15 protein-coding genes are annotated in these 15,589 nt (G+C 62.2%); 9 read left to right on the top strand and 6 right to left on the bottom strand.

The features are described 5' to 3' along the window. Positions 1–68: 68 nt before the first annotated feature. The 3 genes from MKZ91_RS30050 to MKZ91_RS30040 all read right to left on the bottom strand — a co-directional run bounded on the left by MKZ91_RS30050 (position 69) and on the right by MKZ91_RS30040 (position 2,341). Complete coding sequence (locus tag MKZ91_RS30050) at positions 69–551, bottom strand: GlcG/HbpS family heme-binding protein (protein ID WP_336174682.1); 483 nt, start codon at positions 549–551, stop codon at positions 69–71. A gap of 87 nt (positions 552–638) precedes the next feature. Further along, positions 639–1,247 carry a response regulator transcription factor gene (locus tag MKZ91_RS30045; RefSeq protein ID WP_336174681.1) on the bottom strand — a complete coding sequence of 203 codons (609 nt, stop codon included), beginning with the start codon at positions 1,245–1,247 and terminating at the stop codon, positions 639–641. Continuing rightward, positions 1,244–2,341: a sensor histidine kinase gene (locus tag MKZ91_RS30040; RefSeq protein WP_336174680.1), complete on the bottom strand. Its 1,098-nt coding sequence runs from the start codon at positions 2,339–2,341 to the stop codon at positions 1,244–1,246. The genes MKZ91_RS30045 and MKZ91_RS30040 overlap by 4 nt, the downstream gene beginning before the upstream one ends. A gap of 24 nt (positions 2,342–2,365) precedes the next feature. Between MKZ91_RS30040 and MKZ91_RS30035 the strand changes: the two genes are divergently transcribed. After that, positions 2,366–3,376, top strand: coding sequence for a hypothetical protein (locus MKZ91_RS30035; protein WP_336174679.1), 1,011 nt, complete (start codon positions 2,366–2,368; stop codon positions 3,374–3,376). A gap of 48 nt (positions 3,377–3,424) precedes the next feature. Here the strand turns inward: MKZ91_RS30035 and MKZ91_RS30030 are convergent, their stop codons facing one another. Both MKZ91_RS30030 and alr read right to left on the bottom strand, forming a co-directional pair. After that, positions 3,425–4,675, bottom strand: a complete 1,251-nt coding sequence (locus tag MKZ91_RS30030) for a D-amino acid dehydrogenase (RefSeq protein ID WP_336174678.1) — start codon at positions 4,673–4,675, stop codon at positions 3,425–3,427. 26 nt (positions 4,676–4,701) lie between these two features. After that, positions 4,702–5,832 carry an alanine racemase gene (alr, locus tag MKZ91_RS30025; RefSeq protein WP_336174677.1) on the bottom strand — a complete coding sequence of 377 codons (1,131 nt, stop codon included), beginning with the start codon at positions 5,830–5,832 and terminating at the stop codon, positions 4,702–4,704. 126 nt (positions 5,833–5,958) lie between these two features. Between alr and MKZ91_RS30020 the strand changes: the two genes are divergently transcribed. From MKZ91_RS30020 to MKZ91_RS30000, 5 genes are all read left to right on the top strand, one after another. Beyond that, positions 5,959–6,423 carry an Lrp/AsnC family transcriptional regulator gene (locus MKZ91_RS30020; protein ID WP_336174676.1) on the top strand — a complete coding sequence of 155 codons (465 nt, stop codon included), beginning with the start codon at positions 5,959–5,961 and terminating at the stop codon, positions 6,421–6,423. Positions 6,424–6,730: 307 nt separating this feature from the next. Further along, complete coding sequence (gene cysP, locus MKZ91_RS30015) at positions 6,731–7,717, top strand: thiosulfate ABC transporter substrate-binding protein CysP (protein ID WP_336174675.1); 987 nt, start codon at positions 6,731–6,733, stop codon at positions 7,715–7,717. Between the two features lie 78 nt (positions 7,718–7,795). Next, a complete protein-coding gene (gene cysT / locus MKZ91_RS30010) occupies positions 7,796–8,617 on the top strand; it encodes a sulfate ABC transporter permease subunit CysT (RefSeq protein WP_336174674.1) in 822 nt (273 codons plus the stop codon). A gap of 2 nt (positions 8,618–8,619) precedes the next feature. Next, positions 8,620–9,498 carry a sulfate ABC transporter permease subunit CysW gene (gene cysW / locus MKZ91_RS30005; protein WP_336174673.1) on the top strand — a complete coding sequence of 293 codons (879 nt, stop codon included), beginning with the start codon at positions 8,620–8,622 and terminating at the stop codon, positions 9,496–9,498. Continuing rightward, entirely contained in the window at positions 9,495–10,514 is a 1,020-nt protein-coding gene (locus tag MKZ91_RS30000) for a sulfate/molybdate ABC transporter ATP-binding protein (protein WP_336174672.1), read from the top strand. The genes cysW and MKZ91_RS30000 overlap by 4 nt, the downstream gene beginning before the upstream one ends. A gap of 27 nt (positions 10,515–10,541) precedes the next feature. Here the strand turns inward: MKZ91_RS30000 and MKZ91_RS29995 are convergent, their stop codons facing one another. Continuing rightward, entirely contained in the window at positions 10,542–11,564 is a 1,023-nt protein-coding gene (locus MKZ91_RS29995) for a LacI family DNA-binding transcriptional regulator (RefSeq protein WP_336174671.1), read from the bottom strand. 166 nt (positions 11,565–11,730) lie between these two features. Between MKZ91_RS29995 and MKZ91_RS29990 the strand changes: the two genes are divergently transcribed. The 3 genes from MKZ91_RS29990 (at position 11,731) to MKZ91_RS29980 (ending at position 15,362) form a co-directional block, all read left to right on the top strand. Then, the gene (locus tag MKZ91_RS29990; RefSeq protein WP_336174670.1) at positions 11,731–13,257 is read left to right on the top strand and encodes a sugar ABC transporter ATP-binding protein; all 1,527 of its coding nucleotides are present in this window, start codon (positions 11,731–11,733) and stop codon (positions 13,255–13,257) included. Between the two features lie 76 nt (positions 13,258–13,333). Further along, positions 13,334–14,344, top strand: coding sequence for an ABC transporter permease (locus tag MKZ91_RS29985; RefSeq protein ID WP_336174698.1), 1,011 nt, complete (start codon positions 13,334–13,336; stop codon positions 14,342–14,344). 64 nt (positions 14,345–14,408) lie between these two features. Continuing rightward, on the top strand, positions 14,409–15,362 hold the full coding sequence (locus tag MKZ91_RS29980; RefSeq protein ID WP_336174669.1) for a substrate-binding domain-containing protein: 954 nt from the start codon (positions 14,409–14,411) through the stop codon (positions 15,360–15,362). Positions 15,363–15,589 lie beyond the last annotated feature (227 nt).

Here is a 15,589-nt window from a genome sequence, read left to right as displayed (position 1 = left end):
GAACGTCATGCGTTTGAAACAAAATTGGCCCGCCGAAAGGCGGGCCATCTGGAATGGGGGTGAATTCCTTACTTGGCACCGATCGCCTGCAGACCGGCTACTGCGCAGTTGGCATCTACGTCGCCCGACGGCGCGCCGCCGACACCGATGCCGCCCACAAGAGCCTTGCCGAACTTGATCGGCAGGCCGCCTGCCTGGATCACCAGGCGCGAATCCATGTCGCGCAGTCCTTCGTTGGCGGGCTTCGAAGCAATGAACTCGCCCAGACCCGCGGTGTCGCGACCCATGGCGGCCGAGGTGAAGGCCTTGCCCTGGGCGCTGTTTTGCGTGTGCGGGCCGGAATTGTCAGCCTTCAGCAGAACCTTGGTTGCGCCATCGCGAGCAACGACGGCGACGCTGACATTGTGACCTTCGGCAGCGCAGGCCTTGAGCGCTGCGTCAGCGGCCTTGGTGGCCAGGTCAAGCGGCAGATACGCAACCGTCGGAAGGTCCTGTGCCGTTGCGGCAAGGGGAGTGAGAAGCGCGGCTGCAAGCACGATATTGCGGATCATCATAGGTTCCTTTCCCGTTGATATGGAAAGGTTATTGAGCTTTGGGCGCGGCTGGTATTCGTAGAGCTTGCGTGCGCCTCCGTAGTTCTACGGAGCACGCGCACCGTCCAGCCAGATGCGCGTCATCTCCGCCTGGGACGTGCTGCCGAGCTTTGCAGCGATCGCGGCACGATGGCTTTCTACCGTACGCGGCGAAAGGCCAAGCCCTTCCGCAATCTGGCGCGTGGTGAAGCCTGAAGCGATGCGATCGAGGACTTCCCGCTCGCGCTGCGTGAGTGCGGCCAGCAAGGCGAGTGTTTCCGCCTTCTCTGCGAGGTCGCGCATACGGCGACCGAGAATTTCCTGTCCCTTGTGGATCGCGTCGATCAAATCCTGTTCGTCGACCGGCTTGGAGAGAAAATCGATCGCGCCGTTGCGGAAGGCACGGCGGCAGGCCTCGATATCGCCGTGGCCGGAGATGACGACAGTCGGCCAGTCGATCGCCAGTTCGGCCAGCCTCTCTTGCAGCTTCAGCCCGGAGATCGCCGGCATGCGGATGTCGACCACCAGGCAGCCGGGGTCAAGGCGCGATACCTGTGCCAGAAAGACCTGAGGATCCGCGAATGCCGTTACCTTGATGCCGACCGTTGAGAGCAGCAGGCTGAGCGCGCGGCGAACTGCATCGTCGTCGTCGACGAGGTAGACCGGTAGGCTCATTGCAACGTCTCCTTGGCTTGCCGGTTCTGAGGCAACGTCACCCGGAAGGTCGCTCCCGGGCCGCCGTCGACCAAGGCGATCTCACCACCTGCACGTTCCACCAGACGCTGGCTCAGCGCCAGGCCAAGCCCGGTTCCGCCGGCGCGGGTCGTCACGAACGGCGTGAACAGGCGAGAACGAACAGTTTCAGCCACACCGGGGCCGTTGTCGGAGACCTCGAACAGCACCATGGCGCCGTCCTTCTTCAACGTGACCCCCACACGACCTCTATTGCTCGGCGTGCCGTCCAATGCCTCGATCGCGTTGCGCACGAGATTGAAGCCGACCTGCTCGAGTTCGACCGGATCGGCCATGACCATGACCGGTGTTTCCGGGACGTCGACGTCCAGATCAATGTGGCGCGCCGCCGCTTCCGGGCGCAACAGCGCCTCGACATTTGCAATTGCGCGGCGGAGATCGAAGGGAGCCACCGGTGCTGCGTGCGGTTGCGACCAGTTGCGAAACCGTTCCAGGATCGAAGACGCGCGGCGTGCCTGGCTTACGGTGTCGTCAAGTACGGAAGCGAGGTCTTCATTTCGCCCTTGAGTGAGCAGCCGCCGTCCAGCCTGTGCCTGTGCCAAGATAGCCGTCAGCGGTTGGGTCAACTCATGCGCCATGCCGCTTGCCATCTCACCAAGCGCATTGACGCGCGAGGCGTGGGTGAGGCGTGATTCGAGCGCGCTGAGCTTCGCCTGCTGCAGGGCTGCCCGCGCACGTGCGCGCTGGCGCAACGCAGCGATGGCCGCGAGATAGGCGAGGCTCACGCCAAGAAGCGCAAGGACGGTCTTCGCGCTCGGGAACATGTCCGCCAAGCCGATATCCATGCCCGTTTCAAGCAACAAGGGTTGCGAAACGCTGCTGAGCGGCCTGGAGAACCGGATTGCTTCGGGCAGTGCCGTTGGGCTGACGAGGTGACGGCCGTTCGGCAGGGAGAGTTGTACCGCCGTACCGGGCCGGGACCAGAAAGGCCCGCCGTCACCAATCAGCCTGGTGGCATCGATACCCAGCATCAAACCATAACGCGCCTCGGCCGTATTCGGGCTGCGCTTGACCATGATGTAGTGGTCGGTGCGCTCAGGATGCGGCAGGAGCACGATGCGGCCATCGGACGATCTCGCAGCCGCTCGTATGGCTTCCGCCGCCGATGCGTCCATTGGACCGGTTCCGACCGTCTCCGCGTTCGGATCGAGCGGAACCAGCTGCACTTCGTCAATGCGCGGATAAAAGCGCGCGATCGTTCGGGCGACATCCAGAAACAGGTCGTGCCGACGTCCTTCGGACGCCACAGCCACCGCCGACAGCGCCGTCATATGCGCGTCGTGCTGGTCAACACGCTGCGAGGCCAGGCTGTGCAATGCACCGCTTTCACGCTCGAGTTCGGCGACAAGCGTTCTTCTCTCAAGGCCGGAGAGTATCGCTGCGGCCACAGCCAAGAGGAGGCACCAGACAACGAAGAGACATCGTGGGCAATCGAAGATCGAGCGGTTGTTGGGTGTCATCATGCGTTCTTCGGTTCGTCCGGCCCTGACATTTTCACGGTGCTTGAAAAACAGCCGCCGGGGCGAAGGCACGCGTCCGGCAGGCCACGAGATTGGATCATCTCGCCGGCCAGAGGCGGTCTGTCAATCCGCACGACGCGGACATTGACCGGGGAGGCGACCTTGTTGATGCTCTTTGGCATTGCTGCGGGCCCTCGCGTGGCTAGTCCTGCGGGGGCGACCGAACGCGCACTGATGCTGCTCGGCGCTGCCGATGAATTCTTGCAGGAAGCGGTTTACGAACCACTGCGGCAGGAGTTGATGGGCGCAGTGGCGCCGCCGCGCCCGCCGCTGCAGCGTGTTTGGAAGGCGGTGGGATCGTTGTCGAATCCAGAGATTCTTGACCGACATGCCTTCAATGCATGGAAAGTTCCAGACGACGAGCGGGCTTCCCATCCATTCTGGGCACATCGCCTATCCGCGTTGGGCTACCCCGAACTTCCAACCATTGCTCCAGTCGCTCTATCAGCGTTTTCGCTATCAGTTCTTCGGCTGACTGCGGGTTTCGACGATGCGTGGGCGAACCGGGTGGCAAACGACCTTCAATGGTGAAGTGGCGGGGCACGGCCAGCGCCCCAGCCGAGGAAGCGATCGAACCGCTCACGCATAACGCGCAACCGCAAGGTCCCTGGCGTCGATCTCCGGCTGCCTGCCGCTGACGAGATCGGCGATCACGCGGGCCGAGCCGGAGCTCATGGTCCAGCCGAGTGTGCCGTGACCGGTGTTGAGGTAGAGGCCGGCAACCTTCGTTGCGCCGATCACCGGGGTGCCGTCCGGCGTCATCGGGCGAAGGCCGGACCAGAAGCTTGCCTTCGACACATCGCCGCCGGGGAAAAGGTCGGTGACGGAATGCTGCAGTGTCAGGCGGCGAGGTTCGCCGAGATCGTTGGTATAGCCGGATATCTCCGCCATGCCGCCGACGCGGATGCGGTCGCCGAGGCGGGTGATGGCGATCTTGAAGGTCTCGTCCATGACGGTCGATTCCGGAGCGCGCGTGGCGTCGGTGATCGGGATCGTCAACGAATAGCCCTTGACCGGGTAGACCGGCAGGCGGATGCCGTGCGGGCGGACGAGGAGCGGCGAGAAGCTGCCAAGCGCCACCACAACGGCGTCGGCCTGCAGCGTTCCATGCGCGGTGACGACGCCTTTGATGCGGCCGCCCTCCACGTCGAGACCGCGGATGATGCTGCCGTAGTTGAAGCGGACGCCAAGTTCTTCGGCTTTTCTGGCGAGCGCATTGGCGAACTTGAAGCAGTCACCGGTCTCGTCCTTCGGCGTCAGCAGGCCGCCGACGATCTTCTCGCGCACATGCTTCAGCGCCGGCTCGACGCGGATGCAGCCATCGCGGTCGAGGACTTCGTAGGGAATGCCGTCGGCGGCGAGCGCCTTGACGTCCTTGCCCGAGGCATCGAGCTGCTGCTGGGTGCGGAACAGTTGCAGCGTGCCCTGCATGCGTTCGTCATAGGCAATACCGGTCTCGGCGCGCAAGGCGGCGAGCGAGGTGCGGCTGTAGTCGGCAAGCCTGAGCATGCGGCTCTTGTTGATGGCGTAGCGCTTGGAGGTGCAGTTGGAAAGCATCTGCGCCATCCATGCCAGCATGGCGAGGTCGACCTTGGGACGCAGGATCAGCGGCGCATGCTCCATGAACAGCCATTTCATCGCCTTCATCGGGATGCCGGGCGCTGCCCAGGGAGAGCAATAGCCGAACGAGACTTCGCCGGCATTGGCAAAGCTCGTCTCCAGAGCCGGACCTGGCTGGCGGTCAATGACGGTCACGTCATGGCCGGCCCTGGCAAGCTGATAGGCCGAGGTGACGCCGACGATACCGGCGCCGAGAACGATGGTTTTCATGATGTCCTCACTGGGAGAAATGGAGTTCAGCGGTAGCGGCGCTCGTAGCGATCGCCGAGGCCCGTCAGGATTTCGTAAGCGATGGTGCCGGCGTCGCGAGCGATGTCTTCCAGCGTCTGGTTCGGCCCCAGCACCTCAACGAGACTGCCAAGGCCGAGGCAGCCCTCTGATAGCGCCGAGATATCGATTGTGATGCTGTCCATCGACACGCGCCCGACAATGGGCAGGCGCACGCCGTCACAATAAACGGCCCCCCGGTCACTCAGGCTGCGCGGCAGGCCATCGGCATAACCGGCCGCGATGGTGGCAAGATGGGTTGCGTCCGCCGCGACATGCGCTCCGCCATAGCCGACGCGCGTTCCAGCCGGCACGGTACGGGTCTGCACCACCGCCACCTCTAGATGCACGACCGGCTCCATCGGGTTCGTCCGCCCCGCCGTCGGCGCGCCGCCGTAAAGCGCAATGCCCGGGCGGGCAAGCACGCCGTGATAGGCCTCGCCGAGGAAGATACCGCCGGAGTTGGCAAAGCACAGATCGGCCTCTGGAAATTCCGCCGCGATGCGCCCCAACTCGGCAAGCTGGTCACCGTTCTGCGCGTTATCCGGCTCGTCGGCAGAAGCAAGGTGGCTCATGATGAACAGGATATCGATCATGCCGCAGGTCGCAAGCATGGCTGCGACTTGCAAACGCTCTTCCGGCGGGATGCCGAGGCGCGACATGCCCGTATCGAATTGCAGAACCGCGGGTAGCCGACGATTCTGGCTGACCGCCACGCCTGCCCACTGCTGCAATTGCTCAAGCGAGTTGATGACGGGGATGATACCCGCTTCGGCACAGACGCGTTCGTTGCCGGGCTGCAGACCGTTGAGCACGAAGATCTCAGCATCGCGCGAAAGAAGCGGCCGCAGACGCAGGGCTTCGATGAATTGTGCCACGAAGAAGTGCCGGCAGCCGTGGGCATAGAGCTTTGCTGCCACCCGGTCGGCACCAAGCCCGTAGGCGTCCGCCTTGACGACGGCTGCCGCACGCGCGGGTGCCACATCAGCGGCAAGCCGGTCATAGTTGCGGGCGAGTGCTGAAAGGTCGACCGTCAGGTAACCGGACGCACCGCCGGTGCTCGCCTTCGCCTGCCTGTTTTCGCTAACTGCGCCATCCATGTCCCAGCCTCCCGATTATCGCGGAGATTAGTGAAACGATCGCAGAATTGCCGACGAAAGATCGATTGATCATTGCGTCATTTCGTGGTCTCTGCACGAAACGATCAAGATTTGGAATATTCTGCCATGACCGCACTCGATACGATCGACCGCAATATCCTTCGCCTGCTTCGGTTGGACGCAAGGCGCAGCAATGCGAGCCTCGCAAGCGAAGTCGGCCTCTCGCCGTCGGCCTGTCTTCGGCGGATAAAGCTGATGGAGCAATCCGGCGTTATTCGCGGCTATACGGCACTGGTGGACACCTCCAACGTCGAAGCGACGATCGCCGTGATCATCAACATCACGCTGGACCGGCAGACGGAGGACTACCTCGACCGTTTCGAGGCGGCCGTCAGAAGATACCCGGAAATCCGGGAGTGTTTTCTGATGACCGGCGGTTCGGACTATCTGCTGCGTGTCGAAGTCGCGAATGCGGGCGAGTTCGAGCGCATCCACAAGGAGATTCTTTCGGCGCTGCCGGGTGTCTCGCGCATCCATTCGAGTTTTTCCATCCGCAACGTGCTTGCGACCCGCCCCAAACTGCGGCGATAGGCTTTGCCGCGGCGATTGCGTTCGCCAAATGCGTGCGTCGGCAGTCACGGCAGGGCCTTCCAACGAGGCACGCGACGAAGATGCCGAACGGAGAAATGATTGCTCGGTTCCGTGCGGCGGAAGTGACCCCTGAGATTTCGATTGCTACGCCCCGTGCCACATGCGTCAGCGGATCGCACAAAACTTCGCGAAATGTCGCCGCCGATAGACGAAATTTCTAAGGCGTCGCGGAACCGAGGTCCCCGGTCCCTCGCGCTCCTACACGCCTACCGGTAGTTTTCAGGCAGCATCAACACCGGAGACTTGCATGAAACGCCTCCTTATTCTCGGCGCCGCCCTTGCCGCGCACTTCGTTTACCCCGCGCTGGCGCAGGAACCTACCAAGCTCCTCAACGCTTCCTACGACGTGTCGCGCGAGCTTTTCGTTGCTGAGAACGAAGCGTTCATCAAGCAGCATCCGGGCGTAACAGTTGACCAGTCGCATGCAGGCACCTCCAAGCAGGCGCGCTCGATTGTCGAGGGTCTGGAGGCCGATGTCGTGACCTTCAACCAGACGACCGATATCGAGTTCCTCGCCAAGAACGGCTTCGTGGCCAAGGACTGGGCGAAGGCATTCCCGAACAACGCCTCGCCGTTCTATTCCTTCCCGTCCTTCCTCGTGCGCAATGGCAACCCGAAGAACATCAAGGACTGGAGCGACCTTGCCCGCGACGACGTGCATGCGGTCTTCCCCAATCCGAAGACATCGGGCAATGCCCGCTACACCTATCTTGCTGCCTATGCCTGGGCCAAGGAGGCCTATGAGGGCGACGAGGCAAAGATCGAGGCCTACATCACCAAGATCTTCGACAATGTTCCGGTCTTCGACACAGGCGGTCGCGCGTCTACGACCACCTTTGTCGAGCGCGAGACTGGCGACGTCCTGATCACCTTCGAGGCGGAAACCCGCAGCATCGTCAAGCAGTATGGCGCCGACAAGGTCGAGGCCGTCATCCCCTCCGTAAGCCTGCTTGCCGAGTTCCCGGTCGCAGTCGTCGACAAGGTTGCCGAGAAGCATGGCACGCAAGCGCTTGCCAAAACCTATCTCGACTTCCTCTACACCGAGGAAGGCCAGCGCATCGCCGCTGAGTTCGGCCATCGCGTCCGCAACGAGAAGGTCGTCGGCGAGTTCAAGGATCAGTTCCCCGAGATCCGCCTTGTCAATGTCGATGATGTCTTTGGCGGATGGAGCAAGATCCAGAGCGAGCATTTTGCCTCCGGTGGTGTTCTGGACAAGCTCTACGGCAGCCGCTAATCGCCCTCTGGGTTCGCATTTCTTCAACCCGGCAGCCGAACCGCCTGCCGGGTCTTCCCGTGCAAAGGAAATGATCGCTTGAGACGCAATGTCCTGCCCGGATTACGCCTGTCGCTGGGTGTGACGCTGCTTTACGTAAGCCTGATCGTCGTCCTGCCTCTGGCAGCACTCGTGTTCAAGGCGTCAACCCTCGGTCCTGTCGACTACTGGCAGATCGTCTCGTCGTCGCGGGCGGTGGCAAGCTATCGCGTCACCGTGCTCGCGGCTCTTGCAGCAACGCTCTTCAATCTCTTTTTCGGCCTGGCGCTTGCCTGGGTGCTGGTGCGCTACCGCTTTCCCGGGCGGCGGATCGTCGACGCCATGGTCGATCTGCCATTTGCGCTGCCGACAGCTGTTGCCGGCATTTCGCTGACGGCGCTCTTCACCACCAACGGCGTGTTCGGCGCGTTTCTGAGCGATTTTGGCATCAAGGTCGCCTACACCCCGCTCGGCATCATGATCGCCATGTGCTTTACCTCGCTGCCCTTCATCGTGCGCACGGTGCAGCCGGTACTGGAAGACCTCGATCCGGCGCTGGAAGAGGCGGCCCAGTCGCTTGGCGGCTCCGATTGGGCGATCTTTCGCAAGGTCATTCTGCCATTGCTCACGCCGGCGCTGCTGGCCGGCGTGTCGCTGTCCTTTGCTCGTTCTCTTGGCGAATTCGGCGCCATCATCTTCATTGCCGGCAACCAGCCGATGTCGACGGAAATCACCGCACTGCTGATCTTCATCCGGCTGGAGGAATACGATTATCAAGCGGCTGCCGCGATCGCGTCCGTCCTGCTGCTGACCGCGTTCATCATGCTTGCTCTTACAAACTGGCTGCAGGCGCGAGCGCTGCGCTACACGGCAAGGAACTGACCATGGGCACGTTTCGAACCGGACGCACGCCGCCGCGGGTCGGCGACGGAGTAATCTTCCGCCGGGCGCTGATCGGCATTGTCCTATTTCTCGGTGCGATCCTCATCCTGGCGCCACTCCTGATCATCGGCGTCGAAGCCTTCGCCAAGGGCTGGCAGGTCTATCGCGATACGATCCTGCATCCGGATACGCGGCACGCAATCACGCTGACGGTGCTCGCGGCGCTGATCGCCGTACCGGTCAACACCACCTTCGGCGTTGCCGCCGCCTGGGCGATCACCAAGTTCGACTTCCGAGGCAAGGGTTTCCTGCTGGTGGTGATCGAGATCCCGTTCTCGGTCTCGCCGATCGTCGCCGGTGTCGCCTACCTCTTCGTCTACGGTCTGCAGGGGATACTGGGGCCGACGCTCGATGCCTACGGCATCAAGATCCTATTTGCCATCCCCGGCATCGTGCTCGCCTCGATGTTCGTCACGGCACCCTTCGTCGCACGGGAATTGATCCCGCTCATGCAGTCCCAGGGCCGGGACCTCGAAGAGGCTGCAACCTCGCTCGGAGCGTCCGGTTGGCGCACCTTCTTTTCGGTCACGCTGCCAAACGTCAAATGGGCGCTGCTTTACGGCGTCGTCTTGTGCAATGCGCGCGTCATGGGTGAGTTTGGTGCAGTTTCGGTCGTTTCGGGCAATATCCGCGGCCAGACCAACACGTTGCCGCTCCATATCGAGCTGCTTTATCACGATTACCAGGCGGCGGGCGCCTTCGCGTCGGCGTCCATTCTGGCGCTCATCGCCGTTTTCACCATCATCGCCAAGGTGGCGCTCGAGCGCCAGGGCGCGGGCCGTGTTCGCCCGGCAGCCAATCCCGCGGAGAATGCCTCATGAAGATCCGCCTTGACCACGTCGTCAAGACTTTCCAGACCTTCCGTGCCGTCAAGGACGTTTCGCTCGAGATCGAGAGCGGCGAGCTCGTTGCCCTGCTCGGACCGTCCGGCTCGGGCAAGACGACCATCCTGCGCATGGTCGCGGGCCTCGAATTCGCCGACGGCGGCCACATCTATTTCGGCGAGCAAGATGCGACCGACATACCGGTGCGCGATCGTGGTGTCGGGTTTGTCTTCCAGCATTACGCGCTTTTCCCGCACATGACCGTGGCAGAAAACATCGCCTTCGGCATGGAGGTCTCGAAGACCAGGCGTGAGAAGGCGGCCATTCAGGTGCGGGTCAACGAACTGCTTCGTCTTGTCCGTCTTGACGGCCTTGGGGACCGGTTTCCGGCACAAATCTCCGGCGGGCAACGCCAGCGGGTCGCCCTGGCCCGTGCACTTGCCGTGGATCCGAAGGTGCTTCTTCTTGATGAACCGTTCGGCGCGCTCGACGCCAATGTCAGGCGGGAGCTTCGCCGCTGGCTGCGCGAGATCCACTCTGAGCTCGGCATCACCACGCTGTTCGTCACCCATGACCAGGAGGAGGCTCTGGACCTCGCCGACCGGGTCGTGATCCTGAAGGACGGCCATATCGTCCAAGAGGGCACGCCGGAGGCGGTGTGCCGCGACCCGAAGTCGTCCTTCGTCATGAAGTTCCTCGGCGACGCCAATATGCTTCCCGCCGAGGTGCGCGACGGCAAGGCCTATGCCGATGGTGCTGTTATCGAGGCTTCAGGGTTGGCGGATGGCAAGGCCGAACTTTATGCCCGTCCCGGTGATCTCGACTGGGCGCCGACAGGGCCGGGCATTGCTGCCGACGTCAGCCGGGTAATGGATCGACCCGGCGGACGCCGGATCATTGCAACGACGAAGGACGGCGTCCATCTGGAACTGGACCTGGAGCCGGAGCGCGGCGTAAAAGGTGGAGACACGGGTTTTGTCACCCTGCGGCGTGCCAAGGTATTCGCGGCCTGACAGGCGAGCCGAGGCAGTCCAAGACCGTCAGCGCCTTGGCGGTGGTGGCCCGACGGAGTTGCGCACGACCAGATCGGGCCTCAGAAGGATTTCGGTTTCAGAGCCGGAACCGTTTGCAAGCATCTCCAGCAGGAGGGCCATGGCCTGTTTTCCGATCGCCGTACGCGGTTGCCGGATCGTGGTCAGGGACGGGCTCATGAAGCTCGCTTGAGGCACGTCATCGAAGCCGGTGACGGAGAAGTCCTGGGGAATGTCGTAGCCGCGTGCCTTAAGACCGATTGAAACGCCGAGCGCCGTCTGGTCGTTGACGCACATGAAGGCGGTCGGCAGGTCGTCGCGCATGAAGAGTTGCTCCAGAGCGAGCCGGCCACTCTCCACCGTTCCATCACCTTCCAGCACCATCTGGCGGTTCAAGGCGATGCCGGCCGCAGCAAGCCCCGCCTCATATCCCAATCGGCGCCGGCTATGGGCGAGACGCGTATGGGAATCGCCGATGAAGGCGATCCGGCGGTGCCCCTCGGAGATCAACAATTCAACGGCCTTGCGTGCGCCTTCGATATCATCGACCCCGACATACGGAATGCCGCCGTTAAAGACGGGTTCGAAAACGCCGACCGTCGGCGGCAGCGGTGCGGTCAGGGCCTGATGGCCGAAGGGCAGGATGCCCGTGAAGAGGATCAGGCCTGCGGCCTGATAGGAATTGAAGAACTTCAGATATTCCAGGCCCCGTTGGGCATCGTTCTGGGTATGCCCGATCAGCACGCCATAGCCGTGGGCGCGCGCTTCGTTTTCGAGCCCGACCAGAATGCTGGAGAAATTCGGATCGCCGATATCGGGTGCGACCACGAGGATCATGTTCGACCGGCCGAGCCTCAGGCTGCGCGCCATCGCGTTGGTGGTGTACCCGGTGATGGCGATTGCCTGGTGGACTTTCAGCCGTGTCGATTTGGCAACCTTTTCCGGCATGTGGATCGCCCGCGAAACGGTCGCAATTGACACCTCGGCGATGCGTGCGACGTCTTCGATGGTTGCAGGCGTGGAATTGGACACTCAGTTTGCCTCGGGCTTTGTTGCGAGGACACTACACAGACTTGCCCGACGGTCAAACGGCACGAACCAAAAAAATTGTCGAGCACAGATGATGTAAACCTTTACATCGGCCAGTGTAAAGGTTTACATCGTTGAAAAGGCGGTGGAGGCCGCTAGGGAGGGGAATATGAACACGGAGGTCGTCGACGGGGCTCCCGTCGTGCTATCCGCGCGCCGCATCAGTAAATCCTTTAGCGGCGTGCAGGTGCTGTTCAGCGTCGATTTCGAACTGCGTCAGGGCGAGATCCATGCGCTCATGGGCGAGAACGGCGCCGGAAAATCCACGCTCGTCAAGATTCTATCCGGCTTCGAGCAACCGACCTCGGGCGAGATCCTGCTCGACGGTAAATCCTTGAAGCTGCCGCCAAACGGTGCTGCCGAAGCACTCGGCATCGTCATCATCCACCAGGAATTCAACCTCGCCGAACATTTGACCGTGACCGAGAGCCTGTTTCTCGGTCGCGAGGTGACGCGCTTCGGCGTGCTCGACCGCAAGTTCATGCGGGCTGAAACGCGCCGCGTTCTCGATCTGCTCGGCTCGCATGTCGACGAGAACGCAATGATCGGTTCGCTGTCGATCGCCGAAAAACAGATGGTCGAGATCGCCAAGGCAATCAGCCGTGATGCACGCGTCGTCTTCATGGACGAACCCACCGCCGTGCTCTCGCGCGAGGAGACGAACTTCCTGTTCCGCCTGGTGCGCAAGCTGCGCGAGAAGGGAACGAGCTTCGTTTTCGTCTCGCACAAGCTGGATGAGGTCATGGAGTTGACCGACCGCGTGACGGTGCTGCGCGACGGCCAGTGGATCAAGACCTCGCCGACGTCCATCCTGGACGGGGAGGCGATCGCGCAGTTGATGGTCGGCCGTGAGCTCTCCAGCCTCTACCCCGCCAAGACCGAACCCGATGTCGACGAGGAGGTGGTGCTGAAGGTCAGCTCCGTTTCGACGGGCTATGTCCGCGACGCGAGCTTCGAGATCCGCCGCGGAGAGATCCTCGGCTTTTCCGGAATGATCGGGTCGGGTCGGACTGAATTGATGGAAGCGATCGTCGGGTTGCGTCCGCGTCTGACCGGCGAGGTTCTCGTTCGCGGCCAGCCGGTGGCATCCGGTGACGTGCACGCGGTCAACAATGCCGGCCTCGCCTACATGACCAAGGATCGCAAGGCAAAGGGTCTGCTGCTCAATGCCGGCATGATGGCGAACCTGACGCTGCAATCGCTCGATCGGCATACTCGACTTGGTTACCTCGATCCGGCAAGCGAAGAGGCGGCGCTCGTCAAGGCACGCCGCCGGTTTGATATTCGCGTGAGGGACGACAGTGTCGTCGCCGGACGCATGTCGGGCGGCAACCAGCAGAAGCTGCTGCTTGCCAAGGTCATGGAGACCGACCCTGATATCATCATCATCGACGAGCCGACACGCGGCATCGACGTAGGCACCAAGCAGCAAATCTACCACTTCATCTCGGCCCTCGCCCGAGACGGTCGCTCGATCATCGTTGTTTCGTCGGAGATGCCCGAAGTCATCGGCCTGTGCAGTCGCGTGGTGGTCATGCGCGAGGGCCATATCGCCGGCATTCTCGAAGGTGACGAAATTTCCGAGCAAGAGATCATGCGCTACGCGGCAGGGTTGAAGAGGAAGGCGGCGGCCTAAAGCAGCCGCGGCGCATGCTGCGCAGATGCCGAGAACAATGAGATTCCCGACAGGTGGGACGGAGGTTCAATTGGATATGAGCGTAAACGAGGAAGGCAGTCAGGGCGCAATTCGCCGCCGCAGCTGGCGTGACATTGATCTGAGGGCCGTGGCGCCGTTCGTTGCGCTGGCGTTGCTGCTCCTGGTTGGAGCGCTGGTCAATCCCAACTTCATCAGCATCAACAACCTTGCCAATGTCGCCACCCGCAGCGCCTTCATTGCCATCATCGCGGTCGGAGCCACGTTCGTGATTTCCTCCGGGGACCTCGATCTCTCCGTCGGGGCCATGGTCGCCTTCATCGCCAGTCTGATGATCCTGTTCATGAATTCCGGCGTCATCGCCGACCCGGTGCTCATGCTTTTGGCGGCAATCCTGTTCACCATCGTCGCCGGCGCGCTCTGTGGTCTCACCAACGGACTCATCACGACGGTCGGCAAGATCGAGCCCTTCATCGCGACGCTTGGAACCATGGGCATTTACCGTGGACTGACGACCTGGCTTTCGCAGGGCGGAGCGATCACGCTCAAGGAGCCCCAGTTGCAGGAGATGTACCGGCCCGCCTATTTCGGCACGCTCTTCGGGGTCCCGGTTCCGATCGTCGTCATCCTCGCCGTCACTGCCGTCGCCGCCTTCATCCTCTACCGCACGCGCTATGGCCGGCACGTCGTCGCCGTCGGCTCCAACCGTGATGTTGCGCGCTATTCCGGCATCTCCGTCAATCGCGTGCGCACCATTGCCTTTGTCATTCAAGGCCTGTGTGTGGCGGCGGCAGTGCTGCTCTATGTGCCGCGTCTCGGCTCGACCTCGGCAACGACCGGAATTCTGTGGGAACTGCAGGCGATCACCGCCGTCGTCGTCGGGGGGACGGCGCTCAAGGGCGGCGCCGGCCGCGTCTGGGGCACGATCTGCGGCGCGTTCATCCTCGAACTGGTCGGCAACATCATGCTGCTTTCCAACTTCATCAGCGAATATCTGATCGGCGCCATCCAGGGTGCGATCATCATCATTGCGATGCTCGTCCAGCGCTCGCTGGTTCGGAAATCGTGACACGGCCGGGTCCACAGGTCACCCGGCCTGCAACAGGCTGACCTGTTTTTCTGGGAGGAACTTAATGCGTAACAAGCTATTCGGCCTGACCCTTGCGGCAATGACGGCACTTGCTGGCGTCGTGCACGCACAGGAAGAAAAGAAAGTGACGATCGGCGTGTCCATTCCGGCAGCCGACCACGGCTGGACGGCCGGCGTTGTCTTCCATGCCGAGCGGGTCGCCAAGCTCCTGATGGAGCGCAATCCGGGCCTCAACGTCATCGTCAAGACTTCGCCCGATCCGGCAAGCCAGGCCAATGCCGTACAGGACCTCGAGACGCAAGGCATCGACGCGCTCGTCATCCTGCCGACCGATCCCGATCCCCTGGTCAACGCCATCAAGGAAGTAAAGGGTAAGGGGACCTTTGTTGCCCTCGTCGACCGCGCGCCGAGCGTCAACGACAATTCCGTGCGCGACCTCTATGTCGCCGGCAACAACCCGGCACTCGGCCAGGTCGCCGGTGAATACATCAAGGCAACGACGCCGGACGCCGAAGTCGTCGTCATCCGCGGCCTGCCGATCCCGATCGACCAGCAGCGTCAGGATGGCTTTGACAAGGGCATCGAAGGCTCGAACGTCAAGGTTCTCGACCGCCAGTACGGCAACTGGAACCGCGATGACGCCTTCAAGGTCATGCAGGACTACCTGACGAAGTATCCGAAGATCGACGTCGTCTGGTGCCAGGACGATGACATGGCCGTCGGCGTGCTGCAGGCGATCGAACAGGCAAAGCGTACCGACATCCAGTACGTCGTTGCCGGCGCCGGCTCCAAGGAAATGATCAAGAAGGTCATGGACGGCGACAAGATGATCCCGGTCGACGTGCTCTATCCGCCGGCAATGGTCGGTACCGCGCTCGAGATGACCGTCGCCAATTTCTACGGTCAGGTTCCCGTCCGCGGCGTTTACACGATCGATGCAACGCTCGTGACGAAGGACAATGCCAAGGACTTCTACTTCCCGGATTCGCCGTTCTGATCGAAGACTAGAGCGCAAGGCAGCCCGGGCGGCGCGCGGGCTGCCTTTATAAGTACGATCACCTGAACTCTCAGGTCGCGTCGTCTTGAGCCCGAGGCGGGCCCCACCGGCATCTGATCGCCGGCATATTTTCCAACGGAGGAGACGAGAGATGAAGACGATCAAGGGGCCAGGGCTCTTTCTTGCGCAGTTTGCCGGCGATGCGGCGCCGTTCAATTCCTGGGACG

The sequence above is a fragment of the Ensifer sp. MJa1 genome (assembly GCF_037026475.1).
Classification (GTDB): Bacteria; Pseudomonadota; Alphaproteobacteria; order Rhizobiales; family Rhizobiaceae; genus Ensifer.
The sequence above is the reverse complement of the archived record's forward strand: the minus strand, read 5'-3'. Positions and strand labels throughout refer to the sequence as shown.